This window comes from Streptomyces sp. NPDC005202, assembly GCF_040608235.1.
GTDB lineage: Bacteria > Actinomycetota > Actinomycetes > Streptomycetales > Streptomycetaceae > Streptomyces.
This window is the reverse complement of sequence record NZ_JBEXHW010000044.1, coordinates 1-16,000: the sequence shown is the minus strand read 5'-3', so window position 1 is coordinate 16,000 and position 16,000 is coordinate 1. Positions and strand designations below refer to the sequence as shown.

The following is a 16,000-nucleotide window of genomic DNA, read 5'->3' as shown; positions in this document are numbered from 1 at the left end:
CACGCTGTGGGTCAGAGCGCGGGTGCGGGCACGTACGGTGCCAGGTCCGCCGCCAGGTCCTCATGCACCCGCACCTTGAGCAGCGTGCCCTCCGCCGTGTGCTCCGCGGAGATCACCTGGCCCTCGGTGTGGGCACGGGCGACCAGCTTGCCGTGGGTGTACGGCACGAGCGCCTCGATCTCGACGGACGGCCGGGGCAGCTCGCGGTCGATCAGCTCGAGCAGCTCGGCGATGCCCTGGCCGGTGCGGGCCGAGACCGCGAGAGAGCGCTTCTCGATCCTGAGCAGCCGCTGGAGGACCAGCGGGTCGGCCGCGTCCACCTTGTTGATCACGACGATCTCGGGCACGTCGGTGGCGCCGACGTCCCTGATCACCTCGCGCACGGCGGCCAGCTGCTCCTCCGGGTCCGGGTGCGAGCCGTCCACCACGTGCAGGATCAGGTCGGAGTCGCCGACCTCCTCCATGGTGGAGCGGAACGCCTCGACCAGGTGGTGCGGCAGGTGCCGGACGAAGCCGACGGTGTCGGCCAGCGTGTACAGCCGGCCGCTCGGGGTCTCGGCCCGGCGCACGGTCGGGTCGAGGGTCGCGAACAGCGCGTTCTCGACCAGGACGCCCGCGCCGGTCAGCCGGTTCAGCAGGGAGGACTTGCCGGCGTTGGTGTAGCCCGCGATGGCGACGGACGGCACCTTGTTGCGGCGCCGCTTCTGGCGCTTGATCTCGCGGCCGGTCTTCATGTCCGCGATCTCCCGGCGCATCTTCGCCATCTTCTCGCGGATCCGCCGCCGGTCCGTCTCGATCTTGGTCTCACCGGGACCGCGCGTCGCGAGGCCGCCGCTGCCGCCGCCCATCTGCCGGGACAGCGACTGACCCCAGCCGCGCAGCCGCGGCAGCATGTACTGCATCTGCGCGAGCGCGACCTGCGCCTTGCCCTCTCGGGACTTGGCGTGCTGGGCGAAGATGTCGAGGATCAGGGCCGTACGGTCGATGACCTTGACCTTGACGACGTCCTCGAGGTGGATCAGCTGGCCCGGGCTGAGCTCACCGTCGCAGATGACGGTGTCCGCGCCCGTTTCGAGGACGATCTCGCGCAGCTCGTCGGCCTTGCCGGAGCCGATGTAGGTCGCCGCGTCGGGCTTGTCGCGGCGCTGGATCACGCCGTCGAGCACAACCGCGCCCGCGGTCTCCGCCAGGGCGGCGAGCTCGGCCAGGGAGTTCTCCGCATCCTGCACGGTCCCCGAGGTCCAGACGCCGACGAGCACGACCCGCTCCAGGCGGAGCTGGCGGTACTCGACCTCGGTGACGTCCTCGAGCTCGGTGGAGAGGCCCGCGACACGGCGCAGGGCCGCGCGGTCGGAGCGGTCGAACTGGTCGCCGTCCCACTCTGCGTCGATCTCACGGCTCCAGGCGACGTCCTCTTCCATCAGGGCATCGGCCCGAAGACCTTCGGGGTAGGTGTGCGCGAGGCGCTTGGTGGCCTGGGAAGAGGAAGAAGAGGAGGTCATTGGGTCCTTACGTCGTTGGGGAATGCGTAGTGCGGCGACGGGGCTGAGGCAAAGTCGCACGGGCTTCGACAGCCGGTCCGTCAATCCTCACAACGCACGGGTACCCCGGGAGATTCCCGTGTCCCGTGCCGCGCCGACCCCACGATGGTCGCACGGGACGGCCCGTCTCGTCACGGTGTTATTTCTTCGCCGTTTTCTTCGCCGTTTTCTTCGCCGTTTTCTGCAGCGGCGCCTGCTCCCAGTCCGGGTGGCCGGGCATCGGAGGGGTCTTCTCGCCGTACAGCCAGGCCTTGAAGAAGCCGCTCAGGTCGCGTCCCGAGATGTCCGAGGCCAAGCTCTCGAAGTCGGCCGTGGTGGCCGTGCCGTCCCGGTACGTCCGTACCCAGGCGCGCTCCAGACGTTCGAAGGCGGGCTTGCCGATCTCCTGGCGCAGCGCGTACAGGACGAGCGCGGCGCCGTCGTAGACGTTCGGCCGGAAGATGCTGATCTTCTGGCCGGGTTTGGGCGCCTTGGGCAGCGCCGGCGGTCCGCCGGACGCGCGCCAGCGGTCGGAGGCGTCGTAGGCGGCCTTCATACGGGCCTCCATGGACTGGTCCGCCTTCTCCTGCGCGTACAGGGCCTCGTACCAGGTGGCGTGTCCCTCGTTCAGCCACAGGTCGGACCAGGCGCGCGGGGTGACGCTGTCGCCGAACCACTGGTGGGACAGCTCGTGCACCATGATCGACTCGATGTACCACTTGGGGTGGGCGGGCTCGGTGAACAGCTCGCTCTCGAAGAGAGAGAGGGTTTGCGTCTCGAGTTCGAAGCCGGTGGCGGCCGATGCCATGAGCAGGCCGTACGTCTCCAGGGGATACTTCCCGACCTTGCTCTCCAGCCAGGCGATCTGGTCGGGGGTCTTGGCGAGCCACGGTTCGAGCGCCTTGCGGTCCTTGGCGGGGACGACATCGCGTACGGGCAGGTCGTGCGGGCCGGTGCGGTGCAGCACGACGGAGCGGCCGATGGAGACCTGGGCCAGCTCGGTGGCCATGGGGTGTCGGGTGCGGTACGTCCACGTGGTGGCCCCGCCGGCCTGATCGACGCCGGTCGGTAGCCCGTTGGCGACGGCCGTGTACCCGTCGGGTGCGGTGACCCGGATGGTGAACATCGCCTTGTCGGAGGGGTGGTCGTTGCACGGGAACACCAGGTGGGCGGCGTCGGCCTGGTTGGCCATGGCGAGGCCGTCCTCGGTGCGCACCCAGCCGCCGTCGTGTCCCTTCTCGGGCACCGGGTCACTTGTGTGGCGCACGGTGATCCGCATCCAGCTGTCCTTGGGGAGCGGCGCGTTTGGCGTGACCACCAGGTCCTCACTGGCACTGGCGAACGTCGCGGGCCGGCCGTTGACCTCGACGGAGTCCACCTTGCCGTGCGCGAAGTCGAGGTTCACGCGGTCCAGCGGCGCGGTCGTCCAGGCCTCGATCGTGGTGACGGCCTGGAGCGGCTTGCTGTTGCTGCCGGGATACGTGAAGGAGAGGTCGTACGACGCCACGTCGTAGCCCGGGTTGCCCAGGTACGGGAAGAGCCGGTCACCGACGCCCAGCGGCACGGGGGGAGAGCTCGCGGCGACGAGACAGACGGAGACGGCGGAGGCGAGGAGGGTTGCCTTCAGGCGGCGGGGGGCCTTGCTGCGCGGCCGGCGGGTCTCGGCGTCGGGACGGGGCGCGCCGGACCCGGGTGAGCGGGCGCCGGGGGCGGCCCGCTGGGCATGGTTGCGGAAGGTGAGCGGCATGTTTATCACGGCTACCAGCGCGCGCGTACGCTACGGCGACGACGCGCGCCCGGACCACCCGATCGGGGTGTCCGCCCGGCCCACCCGAACGGGGTCTCCAGGTGAAGCGAGGCGGGGTCCCACCGGCGCACGCGGCACCGGGCCGACGCACGCGGAACCGGGTCGGCGTGCTGGGTGCCTACCGACGTCGTGCTGGGTGCCTACCGACGTGCGGTGGTGCGCACCGGTGCCCCGGACGGTGCAGGCGGCCCAGGGGGGCGCAGGCGGGCTCAAGGGGCGCACGCTGGGCGCGGTGAGGCGCGTGCCCAGCGCGTTGCGCGGCGTCGACGCGGGGCGGCGCGCCCCTCAGTTACCCGACGGCTGGGGCTGGGCGCGGCTCACGTCGTACACGCCCGGGACGTTGCGCATCGCCCGCATGAGGGCAGGCAGGCGCGCGGCGTCAAGGAGCTGAAGGGTGTACGTGTGGCGGACGCGCTGCTGGGTCGGCGGGGCCACGGTCGCCGAGACGATCTCGACGCCTTCGAGGGCGATGGCCTCGGTGAGGTCGGCGAGCAGATGGGGGCGGCCGAACGATTCGGCGAGCAACGTGACACGGCACTCGGTGGTGTCGCCCCAGTGCACGCCGACCTCCGCGCGCCCCGCGCTCTTCATCCGTGCGACCGCGGCGCACTCGACGCGGTGCACGGTCACCACTCCCCCTCGGACGGAGAACCCGGTGACCTCGTCGGGCGGCACGGGCGTACAGCAGCCGGCGAGGCGTACGGCCGCGCGCGGCTCGTCGACGACCACCACACTCGCCGTGCCGGGACCGGCGGCGGGGGTGGCCGAGTCGGGGACGTCCGGAACACGTCCGGCCCCCGCGGGCGCGTCCGCACCAGAGCGCGAAGCCGCGGCGGAACGCGGGTCCGCACCGGAAGGCGGGGCGAAGGCAGGTCCTGCGGCCGCGCCCGGCCCCGGCGCCCGCTCGGATCCCGCAGCCACGCCCGCAGCCACGCCCGGAGCCTTGGCCCGGCCGGAACCCGTGGTGGCACCCGGCTCCCGGTTCCAGCCGGACCCCGCGGCCACTCCCGGCTCCCGGTTCCAGCCGGACCCCGCGGCCACTCCCGGCTCCCGGTTCCAGCCGGACCCCGCGACCACGTCCGGCTCCTGGGCCCAACCGGACGACGCGGCCGAGGCAGGCCTCCCCGCCGCGCCCGGACGTGTGTCCCCGGCGCCTTCTCCGGCGTCCTCCGCTCCCTCGGGCGCCGGACCGGCACCCTGCGCCTCCACGGCCTCGCCGTCCGCCGGCGTCGGATGGGCCGCCAGCCACCGCTGGATGGCGATCCGGGCGGCCGGGGTGTGTGCGTGGTCCAGCCACTCCCGGGAGGGCTCCGAGGCGGGGTCCTGGCCCATGAGGAGCTGGACGGTGTCGCCGTCCTTCAGGACGGTGCTCAGCGTCGCCAGGCGGCCGTTGACGCGGGCGCCGATGCACGCGTGCGCGTCCTCGCCGTACTGGGCGTACGCGGCGTCCACGCACGTGGCTCCCTCGGGCAGGCCGAGTGTGCCCCCGTCGGGCCGGAAGACGGTGATCTCCCGGTCCTGGGCGAGGTCCTCGCGCAGGGTGGACCAGAAGGTGTCGGGGTCGGGTGCGGCCTGCTGCCAGTCGAGGAGGCGGGAGAGCCAGCCGGGCCGGGTGGGGTCGACGCGCTCGCCGTCGGCCGGGTCATCGGACGCGGGAGCGTACGGGTTGCCGAGCGCGACGACGCCGGCCTCGGCGACCTTGTGCATCTGGTGGGTGCGGATGAGGACGTCGACGACCTGCCCGTCCACGCGGGCGACGGCCGTGTGCAGCGACTGGTACAGGTTGAACTTGGGGACGGCGATGAAGTCCTTGAACTCCGAGACGACCGGCGTCATACAGGTGTGCAGTTCACCCAGGACCGCGTAGCAGTCGGCGTCCTCGTTCACGAGCACCAGCAGGCGGCCGAAGTCGCAGCCGCGCAGTCGGCCGCGCTTGCGGGCCACCCGGTGCACGGAGACGAAGTGCCGCGGCCGGATGAGGACTTCGGCGTGAATGTCGGCCTCGCACAGAACGCCGCGGACCTCCTCGGCGATCTCGGTCAGCGGGTCGTCGGGGCGGCCCGCGTTCTCGGCGATCAACTCCCGCGTGTGCTCGTACTCCTCGGGGTGCAGGATCGCGAAGACGAGGTCTTCCAGCTCGGTCTTGAGCGCCTGGACGCCGAGCCGTTCGGCGAGCGGGATGAGGACGTCCCGGGTCACCTTGGCGATGCGGGCCTGTTTCTCGGGGCGCATGACGCCGAGCGTGCGCATGTTGTGCAGCCGGTCGGCGAGTTTGATCGACATCACGCGGACGTCGTTGCCGGTGGCGACGAGCATCTTGCGGAAGGTCTCGGGCTCGGCGGCGGCGCCGTAGTCGACCTTCTCCAACTTCGTGACGCCGTCGACGAGATAGCGGACCTCCTCGCCGAACTGCGCACCGACCTGATCCAGCGTCACGTCCGTGTCCTCGACGGTGTCGTGGAGCAGGGACGCCGTCAAGGTCGTGGTCTCCGCGCCGAGTTCGGCGAGGATCAGGGTCACCGCGAGCGGGTGGGTGATGTACGGCTCGCCGCTCTTGCGCATCTGGCCGCGGTGCGAGGATTCGGCCAGGAGGTAGGCGCGGCGCAGCGGTTCGAGGTCGGCGTTCGGGAAGTGGGCGCGGTGGGCCTCGGCCACGTGGCCGATGGCATCGGGCAGCCGGTCGCGGGCGGCGGGACCGAGCAGCGCGGCCCGGCCCAGGCGGCGCAGGTCGATCCGGGGACGGGCCCTCCTGCGGGGCGCCGCAGGAACTACTGGGCCCGGGGTCGCAGGATTCGTGGCATCCGCACTCATGGGCACCTCCGGCTGCGTGGACCGGCGGACGGGGTGCCCCAGGGCGTACGCGGCTCAGGGGTTGGCGACGGATCCCCCGTCCGGGCCGGTGCTTGATGCTACCGAGCCCAGCACGCGCGACAGGCCGCCTCTCGGCCAGCGTGAAACGGATCACCCAATCGAGCGACGGTTGCGAGGTTTACGGTTTTCCGCCACCTGACGTGCGGTCAGCCGTGGATTCCCACTCCGCGCCCGGCCTGCGAGCGTGCATGGCCCATGGACTCGGCTTTCCCGGGCTGGGATGCCAAGTCGGTCCGGGCTTCAACGCAGTGCGGTTTCCAGCCACTCCGCGTTGATCTCGCCCTCGGCGACGATCACCGCGGGACCGGTCATCTCGATTTCGCCGTCCGGCCGCTCGGTGATCACCAGGGTCCCGCCGGGCACGTCCACCGTGTACGTCGCCGGGGTCCCGGTGGCGGCGGGGTCGGCGCCGTCCCGCCGGGCGGCCGCCACGGCGACGGCACACGCGCCCGTGCCGCACGAGCGGGTCTCGCCGGAACCGCGCTCGTGCACGCGCATCGCGACATGGTGGGGGCCGCGGTCCACCACGAACTCGACGTTCACGCCGTCCGGGTAGGCGGAGGACGGGCTGAAGGGCGGCGGGGAGAGCAGGTCGCCGGCGTCCGCGAGGTCGTCGACGAAGGCGACGGCGTGCGGATTGCCCATGTTCACGTTGCGCGCGGGCCAACTGCGCTCGCCGACGCTCACCGTGACGTCCCCTTCGGGGAGCCGCGCCCTGCCCATGCCGACGGTGATGTCACCGTCCTTGGCGATGTGGACCGTCTTCACGCCTCCGCGCGTGGCGATGGCGAGGTCGCCCTCGGTCACGTGTCCGGCGTGCTGGAGGTAGCGCGCGAACACCCGCACGCCGTTGCCGCACATCTCCGCGACCGAGCCGTCGCCGTTGCGGTAGTCCATGAACCACTCCGCCTCGGCCGCCATCTCCCTGGCCTCCGGGTGCGCGGCCGACCGCACGACGTGCAGCACCCCGTCCCCGCCGATGCCCGCGCGCCGGTCGCACAGGGCGGCGACGGCGGCCGGAGGCAGGTCGATGGAGTTCTCCGGGTCCGGGACGATCACGAAGTCGTTCTCGGTGCCGTGACCCTTGAGGAAGGCGATCCGCGTGCTCATTCCTCGATCGTACGGGGTCGGCAGGACATCCCGACGATCACCCTCACCGGGTGGTCCGACGGAGAGCGTCCTAACGGAGCCGGGCCACGCGCCAGACGGCGAGGACCACGACCACGGCGACGAGGAGGGCGTACGCGGCGACGACCCGCCAGTCGGGGCGCCGCCCGGAACCCCGCGACGGCAGGCCCGGCCAGGTGTGGCCCACCCGGCGGGCCGCCATCATGCCCCAGCCGGCCGCGCAGGAGCAGATCAGCAGCCCCAGCATCGCGATCACGGCCCCGCTGTCGCCGAAGTCGAAGGCGAGCGGGAAGGCGAACATCAGGGAGCCGACCGCGGCCAGGCCCACGATGGGGGCGAGCTGCCAGATGTGCAGCCGCCGCTGCGGGCGCAGCTCGACCTCGACCTCGGGCCCGGTGAACATCTCCTCGGGCTCCGGGCCGTCCGCGGTCACGCCGCTCTGCACCTCGTCGGGCCCGTCGGGGCTCAGGGAGCCCTCGTCCGGTTCCGCACCGTCGCGGTCAGCGGTGATGTGCTCGGTGTCTTGTGCGGTGTCGCGAGGGCCGGCCTCCATCGCCACGCGCCCTCCCAACTAGGACTCCACTTGGTCGATCGAAGCTCGATGATGGCACGGCGCCGGACGCCCGGATGACGGCCTGGGCGTCCCGATGCCATGACGTGATCAGGCTGTAACCGGTCGTTCGACCAACGCCAGTGCGAGGTGCGGAAGTTCTGTGAGATCCGCCGCAGCCCCGCTCAGCCAGTGCACGCGCGGGTCCCGCCGGAACCAGGAGTCCTGACGGCGCGCAAACCGCTTCGTGGCGCGTACGGTCTCCGCGCGCGCCTCTTCGAGCGTGCACTCCCCGGCGAGCGCCGCGAGGACCTGCTGGTAGCCGAGCGCGCGTGACGCCGTGCGCCCCTCACGCAGACCCTGTGCCTCCAGCCTGCGCACCTCGTCCACGAGCCCCGCCTCCCACATCCGGTCCACCCGGCGCGCGATGCGCTCGTCGAGCTCGGGGCGCGCCACGTCGACGCCGATCTGGACGGTGTCGTAGACGGAGTCGTGGCCGGGGAGGTTGGCGGTGAACGGCTGGCCGGTGATCTCGATCACCTCCAGGGCCCGGACGATGCGGCGGCCGTTGCTGGGCAGGATCGCCCGCGCGGCCTCGGGGTCGGCGGCGGCGAGGCGGGCATGCAGCGCTCCGGAGCCGCGCAGTGCGAGCTCCTCCTCCAGCCGGGCCCTCACCTCGGGGTCGGTGCCGGGGAACTCCAGGTTATCGACGGCCCCGCGGACGTACAGGCCGGAGCCGCCGACCAGGATCGGCCAGCGCCCGGCGGCGAGCAGCGCGTCGATCTTCTGTCGAGCGAGCCGCTGGTACTCGGCGACGGAAGCCGTGACCGTCACGTCCCAGATGTCGAGGAGGTGGTGCGGGACACCGCCACGCTCCTCGGGCGTCAGCTTCGCGGTGCCGATGTCCATCCCTCGGTAGAGCTGCATGGAGTCGGCGTTGACGACCTCGCCGCCGAGCTGCCGGGCCAGGAAGACGCCGAGATCGGACTTTCCGGCCGCGGTCGGACCGACGACGGCGATGACGCGGGGGGAGGTGGGTGCACTGCTCACCGCACCAGTCTCGCAAACGTCACGGCGGCGCCTCGAACGAGTTACGTGACGGCGCGCGTCCGGGGTCGTTGCCCGTTGCGAGGTCCCCACGGCCGGATTCCGACAGGCGGTGGTCCGGTGCCACGAACGGATGCACCGGGCCACGCGGGATTTCGCCCGCACAAGTAACGTATGGAGTGAATATGGGCGTTTTTGCGCGACTTTTCCGGAGGTCGAAGGCTGCGGAGGAGGCGTCGACCGCCGAGGAGCAGGCCGACGCAGCGGCCGGGTCCGAGGCGGCTCGGGGAGAGGCCGACGTGTCGGCCGGTGCCGAGGGCGGTGCGGCGGAGGCGACGAAGGCCGACGACGGCGCCGAGGACACCGGTGCCGACGGCGTCGAGATCCCCAGGCAGCAGTCAGCCGAGGAGGCGGCGGAGCCCGAGGCCGGCGAGGGCGCCCGGACGTAACTGCCCCGCGAGGGAAGGTGAACCATGGGTGTGCTGGACAACATGAAGGCCAAGCTCGGCCCGGCCAGGGACAAGGTGTCGAACCTCGCGCAGCGGCACGGGGGGAAGATCGAACACGGCCTCGAAAAGGCCGCAAAGCTGGTCGACGAGAAGACCAAGGGCAAGTACAGCAAGAAGATCCAGGCGGGCACGGGCAAGGCCAAGGGTGCCGTGGACCGGCTCGCGCACAAGGAGACCGGCCCGGACACGGGCACGGCGCCGGGCGGCGGCCCCACGCCGACGCTGCCGGAGGCACCGCCGCCCGCTTCCTGAACGGCACGACGACGGCACGACGGCGGACGGCCGCGGAGCACGCGCTCCCGGTCGTCCGCCGTGTCACGAGGCGCGCGGTGGCCACGACGCGTCACCGACGCCCACGGCGTCGGAGCCGACGTCTCCTTACGACCAGGTCGCGACCAGGTACCCCACCCCGTACGGCGCGTCCTCGTACAGCAGCGCGCCGGAGAGTCCCGCGCCCTCGGCCGCACCCGCGAGCACCTGCCAGGGGGCCCGGCCCGATGCCTTCAACTCGTGCGCCGGCTCGACGTCGAGCGCCTTGAGGGCCGCCACGTCCGCCTCCCCGAGCGCCCGTGCCACCTCGGCGTCGAAGGGTGCCGCCCGCTCGTCGAGATACCCCGGCGCCTTGAGCGACCGGCACGCGCTGGCGTCGCCCATCACCAGCAGCGCCACGCGGTCGGACTGCGCGGCGATGTCCCGTCCGGCCTCGATGCACCGCTCGGGCTCCAGCAGCTCCCCCACGCCGAGTCCCTCGATCGGGGCGTCGGACCAGCCGGTCCGCTCCAGCAGCCACGCGGCGACGGCGAGCGAGGGCGGCAGCTCGCGCTTGGGCGCGGTGCCCGTGTCCCGGCCGAGCCGCACATCCAGATCCACACCGAAGCCGCGGAACGAACCGCGGGTGCCCTCCGGGTGCGGGCCGCGCCCGGAGGGCTCGGCGGGCCCCACGACCACGAGCCGGTCAGGCCGGGCCGCGGCGAGCACCCCCAGCGCATCCGTGCACGCGGCCCGCGCGGCGTCCAGCTCCGGCGCGGCTCCCGCGGCGACCTGGGGCACGAGAAGGGGCGGACAGGGACAGACTGCGGCGGCGACAAGCATGATCGGCAGGGTAACGCCGTACGACGCCCGAACGGCACTCCAGGCTCCATACGGCCGTGGTCCCCCGACCGGCGCGGATCAGTCGCAGCCGCAGCCGGTGCCCGCGGTGGCCGGCAGCGGCTCGGGGACGCCGACCTTCGGCAGGCCGAGCATCACGCCCGCCGGCTTGGCCGCCTCGGCCGCGTTGCGCTTCTCCCAGGCGTCGCCCGCGCGGGTGCGGCGCACGTCGAGCACCGGGCCCTCGGCGAGAAGGTGGTGCGGGGCGGCGTAGGTGACCTCGACCGTGACCACGTCGCCGGGGCGGACCTCCTGCTCCGGCTTGGTGAAGTGGACCAGGCGGTTGTCGGGGGCGCGGCCGGAGAGGCGGTGGGTGCTGCCGTCCTTTCGGCCCTCGCCCTCTGCGACCATGAGCTCGAGGGTGCGGCCGATCTGCTTCTTGTTCTCCTCCCAGGAGATCTCCTCCTGGAGGGCGACGAGACGCTCGTAGCGCGCCTGGACAACCTCCTTGGGGATCTGGTTCTCCATCTCGGCGGCCGGGGTGCCGGGCCGCTTGGAGTACTGGAAGGTGAACGCCTGCGCGAACCGCGCCTCGCGCACCACGTGCAGCGTCTGCTCGAAGTCCTCCTCGGTCTCGCCGGGGAAGCCCACGATGATGTCGGTGGTGATCGCCGCGTCGGGGATCGCGGCCCGGACCTTCTCGATGATCCCGAGGTAGCGCTCCTGCCGGTAGGAGCGGCGCATCGCCTTCAGGACCGCGTCCGAACCGGACTGCAGCGGCATGTGCAGCTGCGGCATGACGTTCGGCGTCTCCGCCATGGCGGCGATCACGTCGTCGGTGAAGTCGCGGGGGTGCGGCGAGGTGAAGCGGACCCGCTCCAGGCCCTCGATCTTCCCGCAGGCGCGCAGCAGCTTGCTGAAGGCCTCGCGGTCGCCGATGTCGGAGCCGTAGGCGTTGACGTTCTGACCGAGCAGCGTGATCTCGGAGACACCCTCGGCGACCAGGGCCTCGACCTCGGCGAGGATGTCGCCGGGACGGCGGTCCTTCTCCTTGCCGCGCAGCGCCGGGACGATGCAGAAGGTGCAGGTGTTGTTGCAGCCGACGGAGATGGAGACCCAGGCCGCGTATGCGCTCTCGCGCCGCGTCGGCAGCGTGGAGGGGAAGGCCTCCAGCGACTCGGCGATCTCGACCTGCGCCTCCTGCTGGACGCGGGCGCGCTCCAGCAGGACGGGCAGCTTGCCGATGTTGTGCGTGCCGAAGACGACGTCCACCCAGGGCGCCTTCTTCACGATGGTGTCGCGGTCCTTCTGCGCGAGGCAGCCGCCGACCGCGATCTGCATCCCGGGCCGCCTGGCCTTCCTCGGCGCGAGGTGGCCGAGGTTGCCGTAAAGCCGGTTGTCGGCGTTCTCCCGCACTGCGCAGGTGTTGAAGACGACGACGTCCGCGTCGCCGTCCGACCCCTCCGGGGCGCGCACGTAGCCGGCTTCCTCGAGCAGCCCGGCCAGCCGCTCGGAGTCGTGGACGTTCATCTGGCACCCGTAGGTGCGGATCTCGTACGTCATAGTTCTTTGAACGTCCACTGCGAGGCTCCGGTCGCTGCTGCTGGTCATGCCTCAAGGGTAGGCGGTCCTGGGACGCCCCTTGGCTGGGCTCCGTCTGAGGTCACCTGGATAATTCTTCTGAGGTCACCTGGATAATGAGGACAATGCGGCCCGCTCGGATTCGGCCGCGTGTGGATCGACGGCCAGGCTGAACGGCGGTCCGACTGTCCGCGTACGACCGGAGGTGTCGGCGTGCGCAGCCGCCTAGCCTGGTGGTGTGGTGACCCGCTCGTGAACGGTGCCCAGGGAGCCCGACGATCTCGTGCGGGCCCTCAGAGTCGCCGGGATCAGGGACGAGCGGCTGCTTGAGGCGGTGCGAACGACGCTCCGGGCGGGATTCGTCCCGGCCGGTCAGGTGGCCGCCGCCTATCGGGACGTCCCCGTTGCGATCGGGCAGGGACAGGTCACCGCGCAGCTCTCGCTGTCCGCCATGATGATCGAAAGCCTTGCTCTGGGCGGGAGCGAGCATGTCCTCGAGGTCGGTACCGGTCTCGGCTTCCAAACCGCGCTGCTCGCCCGGCTGGCCGCCGACGTGGTCAGCAGCGAGATGCGGCCGGACATAGCCCGGCAGGCGCGCGTGAATCTCTCACGCCAGGGCGTAGGGAACGTGGAGCTGCGGGTCGGCGAGGGCAGCGGCGGCGTGCCGGACTGGTCTCCGTACGACGCGGTCCTTGTGTTCAACGACCGCTCGTCCAGGTTCTTCCGGAGAGTGCGGCCATCGGTGTCGTATGCGGTCTTGCGGGCATGCATGTAGAGCACATCCGCAACCCACTTCCATTCGACGACATCCAGCAGTCTGGACGGCTCCGGCCCGCCGAACAGGCTGTCCAGACCGTCTCCTGGAGGGTCGTTCGCCAGCACCCGGAACCGGTACGTGCGGATGTGGGAGCAAAAAACGCATACAGCGGGATAGCGCCACCCGCTGCCGCTCCGGAGAACAATTATCGGTAAGTCCGACGTGAACTGAATCCGGTGGCACTTCCTGCAGGGCTGCAGGTGAGTGTAGAGAGATGCCTCGGCCCAGGTACGTGCACGCACGGGCAACATGTACGGGACCGTACCAGCAGTGGTCGCGTCCTGACAGGGCTGAACGTGTCGCTGCGCGGCATCTCGCGAGGTGATGGTGTGGGTCCTGGGCGGTCGTGTCGCGGAGTTCCCGGGGCGGGCGCGGAAGGCGCCCTCACCGAACAGCAGACCCAGGCGTAGTAGCGCTCACCGTAGTGATTCCTGAGGTGCTGCCCCATGGCGGGTAGGTTTCCGCGTAACGATCGGTCGAGACGTGGCCGTTGTGGGTCCACACCGCGACCTTTCCGGCGGACCGCTCCGCGAGGGAGATCACTTCCTGCGCCATGTAACGGTCCCGGGCCGCCAGCGCGCCCGTCTCCTCGGCGTCGCCGCGCAGCGGCCGGGCGGCCACGTCGGCCGCTGCCACGATCAGGCGCGCGTCGCCGAGCGCATGATCCACGGTCTCGGCCCCAACTCGCCGCGCGCGTCGGAGCAGATCCTGCGCGAGGGCAAAGTCTCCTGGCAGATGACCACGACGTGGAAGGCCTCCACCGACCCGTATTTCATAGCCAAGATGCAACGGGTACTGGAGCTGTACGACGCTCCGCCCGCTGACGACAGGGTGGTCTGCATCGACGAGTTCGGCCCGCTCAATCTCCTGCCCCGCCGGGGCAAGGCCTGGCGGCCGGCCCGCTCGCCCCGCGGACTACGGGCCACCTGCAGCCGCTACGACGGCGTGATGCACATGCTCGCCGCCCTCGACCTGGCCACCGGGAAGATCTGCTACCGGATCCGGCAGCGCAAGCGGTGGCGCGAGTTTCTCCGCCTGCTCAAGGCCCTGCGCAGCCGCTGGCCAGGCGAGAAGCTCCACGCCGTGCTGGACAACTTCTCCCCACACAAGCACCCGAACGTCCGGACCTGGGCGGCGGCGAACGCGGTCGAGCTGGTCTTCCTACCCACCTACGGCTCGTGGCTGAACTGGATCGAGTCCGAGTTCGCGGCCCTGCGTTACGTCGCGCTCAACGGCACCGACCATCGCAGCCACGGCGAGCAGAACGCCGCCATCGGCGCCTACATCGCTGGCGCAACGCCCGCGCCGAACCGAAGACCAACTTTGCCCCCGACTCACCCATCCGCACCTGGACCGGTTACCCGGCCAAGGCTGCGTGACAAGCCACTAGCCGGCCGCGAACGAGCTTCGCCGTCGGCGTACTGATCGCACCCGCCGCCTACGGACCGCCGTCGAAGAAGCCGGACTTCAGGTCCCCGATGATGGCATCGAGTGGATGCCCACTCACGATGAACGGTCCACTCCAGGGCGCGCTGAGTGCGAAGAGCAACGCCAGGCTCAGCCCGACCACACTCGCAACGCCCACGACGAGCAGTGACGTTCGCAGGCTGCTGCGGAAGATTAGTGCGCCGGCGTTCACGATCAAGGCCAGTCCGCTGACCACAAGCGTGACGACGTAGAGCGCGGGAACGTCGCGCGAGGCGGCCGCGACGCGGGCGCGACGACTACTGGTGACGCTGTCCAGGGAAACCAGCAGCTCCGTGCTCGCCGGCGTACCCAGCTCGGGCCGGGCCGCCTCGGCGCGCACGCTCCGCTCCAGCCGTGCGATCGCGCGAGCGGTGGCCGGGTCGCCACCGGACGCCGCTGCCGCACCCTCCCATTCCCTGACACGCGTGGTCTGCAGGTAGTCCAGCAGTGCCGCATGGATCGGATCCGACTGGACTCGCGGACTTGTCGCCGCCCACGCCAGGCGGGAGGCTGCGGCCGCCTCGTCGCTCACCAACCCCTCTGCTGCGCGCAGGTAGCCGGCCTCGCTGGCCAGTGAGAGTGCCGCAAAGATCGCGAAGGCAGCGCCGAGTGTAGGCATCAGGGGCGTGGCGATCTGCGGCACCCGGTCCTGTTCCCCGACCGGTACGAGCGCCCGGACGCCGACCCGCGCCACGGCCGCGACCAGTAAGGCAAGGAAGAGCCAGCCCACAACCAGCACCACCGCCGGCAGCGAGGTCAACCAGTTCACCACATCACCTACAGCAATTCCCCACGAGCGTCACACGGCGGCGACACATCGGCCCCCGCGACCTGGAGCTCCTCGTCGATCACCTTCAACGAACGCTCCATGATCACAGGTCGAAGACCTCCGATGCTCGCGACGCCCGGCACGGCACCTCGCTTCGTTGGCCAAACAGCCGAGTACCGCCCAGGGCCGGGGAGAGCCCGGCCGAGCTGCCGAGGAACTGCTCCAGCGCGGGCACGAAGTCGCCGGAGGACGGCCCGTGCAGGTAGAAGCAGCGGCAGCACCTCGCTGATCTTCGGGGACTTACGGCACCACGGCGGCAGGATCGCCGAGGAGAACCGCTGGGGCCTCCCCTGAGTGGTGGACACGCTGATACTGGATCTGCTTGATCCGGCGGAAGCGAGAAGACCGCCGATGGCGTTGAAGGACTACTCGGACGAGTTCAAGGCCGATGCCATGGCCCTGTACGAGTCCAGCCGGGGCGACGTACAAGAGCATCGCCGCTGACCTGGGCATCAACCGGGCCACCCTGCGGAACTGGGTGCTGCGGGACCGTGAACGCCGGGGCGTCGACCTGTCCGCCCCGCCGGCAGGCGGGGCGGCACCGGCCAGCGCCGCGAAGACGGCACCGGCCGCGGATGCTGACGAGCGGATCAGGCAGCTGGAAGCGCGGGTGCGGGAGCTGGAGACGAGCGAGCGGAAGCTGGCGACCGAGCGGGACATCCTGCGGAAGGCCGCAAAGTATTTTGCGGGCGAGACGAACTGGTGAGGAGCCGTCAATCAACTACTGCCAGACTTGATGGTGCTTTCGTAGTCGGCGATCGCGCTCTGGAGGGCGTCGAGCGTGC

General features: G+C 71.2%; 14 protein-coding genes and 2 pseudogenes. 5 read left to right on the top strand and 11 right to left on the bottom strand.

Translation table 11 applies throughout. The annotated features are described in order from the left end of the window. Positions 1-11: 11 nt before the first annotated feature. From hflX to miaA, 6 genes are all read right to left on the bottom strand, one after another. The gene (gene hflX / locus ABZV31_RS34585) at positions 12-1,502 is read right to left on the bottom strand and encodes a GTPase HflX (protein ID WP_355900812.1); all 1,491 of its coding nucleotides are present in this window, start codon (positions 1,500-1,502) and stop codon (positions 12-14) included. A gap of 178 nt (positions 1,503-1,680) precedes the next feature. After that, complete coding sequence (locus tag ABZV31_RS34580; RefSeq protein WP_355900811.1) at positions 1,681-3,267, bottom strand: M1 family metallopeptidase; 1,587 nt, start codon at positions 3,265-3,267, stop codon at positions 1,681-1,683. Positions 3,268-3,612: 345 nt separating this feature from the next. Then, positions 3,613-6,138: an HD domain-containing protein gene (locus ABZV31_RS34575; RefSeq protein WP_355900810.1), complete on the bottom strand. Its 2,526-nt coding sequence runs from the start codon at positions 6,136-6,138 to the stop codon at positions 3,613-3,615. A 300-nt stretch (positions 6,139-6,438) separates the two neighbouring features. Beyond that, positions 6,439-7,308 carry a diaminopimelate epimerase gene (dapF, locus tag ABZV31_RS34570; protein ID WP_355900809.1) on the bottom strand — a complete coding sequence of 290 codons (870 nt, stop codon included), beginning with the start codon at positions 7,306-7,308 and terminating at the stop codon, positions 6,439-6,441. A gap of 70 nt (positions 7,309-7,378) precedes the next feature. Beyond that, a complete protein-coding gene (locus tag ABZV31_RS34565; protein ID WP_355900825.1) occupies positions 7,379-7,879 on the bottom strand; it encodes a hypothetical protein in 501 nt (166 codons plus the stop codon). Positions 7,880-7,987: 108 nt separating this feature from the next. Next, positions 7,988-8,926, bottom strand: a complete 939-nt coding sequence (gene miaA, locus ABZV31_RS34560) for a tRNA (adenosine(37)-N6)-dimethylallyltransferase MiaA (RefSeq protein ID WP_355900808.1) — start codon at positions 8,924-8,926, stop codon at positions 7,988-7,990. Positions 8,927-9,108: 182 nt separating this feature from the next. Here miaA and ABZV31_RS34555 point away from each other — a divergent pair, with 182 nt between their 5' ends. Both ABZV31_RS34555 and ABZV31_RS34550 read left to right on the top strand, forming a co-directional pair. Then, positions 9,109-9,372, top strand: coding sequence for a hypothetical protein (locus ABZV31_RS34555; RefSeq protein ID WP_355900807.1), 264 nt, complete (start codon positions 9,109-9,111; stop codon positions 9,370-9,372). Between the two features lie 24 nt (positions 9,373-9,396). Beyond that, on the top strand, positions 9,397-9,684 hold the full coding sequence (locus ABZV31_RS34550) for an antitoxin (RefSeq protein WP_355900806.1): 288 nt from the start codon (positions 9,397-9,399) through the stop codon (positions 9,682-9,684). Positions 9,685-9,810: 126 nt separating this feature from the next. Here the strand turns inward: ABZV31_RS34550 and ABZV31_RS34545 are convergent, their stop codons facing one another. Continuing rightward, on the bottom strand, positions 9,811-10,524 hold the full coding sequence (locus tag ABZV31_RS34545; protein WP_355900805.1) for a class III extradiol dioxygenase subunit B-like domain-containing protein: 714 nt from the start codon (positions 10,522-10,524) through the stop codon (positions 9,811-9,813). 78 nt (positions 10,525-10,602) lie between these two features. Next, entirely contained in the window at positions 10,603-12,132 is a 1,530-nt protein-coding gene (gene miaB, locus ABZV31_RS34540; RefSeq protein ID WP_355900804.1) for a tRNA (N6-isopentenyl adenosine(37)-C2)-methylthiotransferase MiaB, read from the bottom strand. A 253-nt stretch (positions 12,133-12,385) separates the two neighbouring features. Here miaB and ABZV31_RS34535 point away from each other — a divergent pair, with 253 nt between their 5' ends. Next, the gene (locus tag ABZV31_RS34535) at positions 12,386-12,877 is read left to right on the top strand and encodes a methyltransferase domain-containing protein (RefSeq protein ID WP_355900803.1); all 492 of its coding nucleotides are present in this window, start codon (positions 12,386-12,388) and stop codon (positions 12,875-12,877) included. 426 nt (positions 12,878-13,303) lie between these two features. Here ABZV31_RS34535 and ABZV31_RS34530 read toward each other — a convergent pair whose 3' ends face one another. Continuing rightward, positions 13,304-13,588 carry an erythromycin esterase family protein gene (locus ABZV31_RS34530; protein WP_355900802.1) on the bottom strand — a complete coding sequence of 95 codons (285 nt, stop codon included), beginning with the start codon at positions 13,586-13,588 and terminating at the stop codon, positions 13,304-13,306. On the opposite strand from ABZV31_RS34530, the pseudogene ABZV31_RS34525 reads away from it, so the two are divergent. After that, positions 13,559-14,344 (top strand): annotated as a pseudogene (locus ABZV31_RS34525) (IS630 family transposase); the annotation flags it as partial. The gene ABZV31_RS34530 and the pseudogene ABZV31_RS34525 overlap by 30 nt on opposite strands. Positions 14,345-14,357: 13 nt before the next feature. Here the strand turns inward: ABZV31_RS34525 and ABZV31_RS34520 are convergent. Then, positions 14,358-15,155, bottom strand: a complete 798-nt coding sequence (locus ABZV31_RS34520; RefSeq protein ID WP_355900801.1) for a hypothetical protein — start codon at positions 15,153-15,155, stop codon at positions 14,358-14,360. Positions 15,156-15,321: 166 nt separating this feature from the next. Continuing rightward, positions 15,322-15,496: pseudogene (locus tag ABZV31_RS34515) on the bottom strand (IS256 family transposase); the annotation flags it as partial. Positions 15,497-15,603: 107 nt separating this feature from the next. Between ABZV31_RS34515 and ABZV31_RS34510 the strand changes: the two are divergent. Beyond that, positions 15,604-15,921, top strand: coding sequence for a transposase (locus tag ABZV31_RS34510; protein WP_355900800.1), 318 nt, complete (start codon positions 15,604-15,606; stop codon positions 15,919-15,921). Positions 15,922-16,000 lie beyond the last annotated feature (79 nt).

Excerpts from the sequence above, each read along its gene's own strand:
- ABZV31_RS34510 (WP_355900800.1), top strand. The coding sequence starts at position 15,604 with ATGCCATGGCCCTGTACGAGTCCAGCCGGGGCGACGTACAAGAGCATC.
- dapF (WP_355900809.1), bottom strand. The coding sequence starts at position 7,308 with ATGAGCACGCGGATCGCCTTCCTCAAGGGTCACGGCACCGAGAACGAC.
- ABZV31_RS34575 (WP_355900810.1), bottom strand. The coding sequence starts at position 6,138 with ATGAGTGCGGATGCCACGAATCCTGCGACCCCGGGCCCAGTAGTTCCT.
- miaB (WP_355900804.1), bottom strand. The coding sequence starts at position 12,132 with ATGACCAGCAGCAGCGACCGGAGCCTCGCAGTGGACGTTCAAAGAACT.
- ABZV31_RS34565 (WP_355900825.1), bottom strand. The coding sequence starts at position 7,879 with ATGGAGGCCGGCCCTCGCGACACCGCACAAGACACCGAGCACATCACC.
- ABZV31_RS34550 (WP_355900806.1), top strand. The coding sequence starts at position 9,397 with ATGGGTGTGCTGGACAACATGAAGGCCAAGCTCGGCCCGGCCAGGGAC.
- hflX (WP_355900812.1), bottom strand. The coding sequence starts at position 1,502 with ATGACCTCCTCTTCTTCCTCTTCCCAGGCCACCAAGCGCCTCGCGCAC.
- ABZV31_RS34555 (WP_355900807.1), top strand. The coding sequence starts at position 9,109 with ATGGGCGTTTTTGCGCGACTTTTCCGGAGGTCGAAGGCTGCGGAGGAG.
- ABZV31_RS34545 (WP_355900805.1), bottom strand. The coding sequence starts at position 10,524 with ATGCTTGTCGCCGCCGCAGTCTGTCCCTGTCCGCCCCTTCTCGTGCCC.
- ABZV31_RS34580 (WP_355900811.1), bottom strand. The coding sequence starts at position 3,267 with ATGCCGCTCACCTTCCGCAACCATGCCCAGCGGGCCGCCCCCGGCGCC.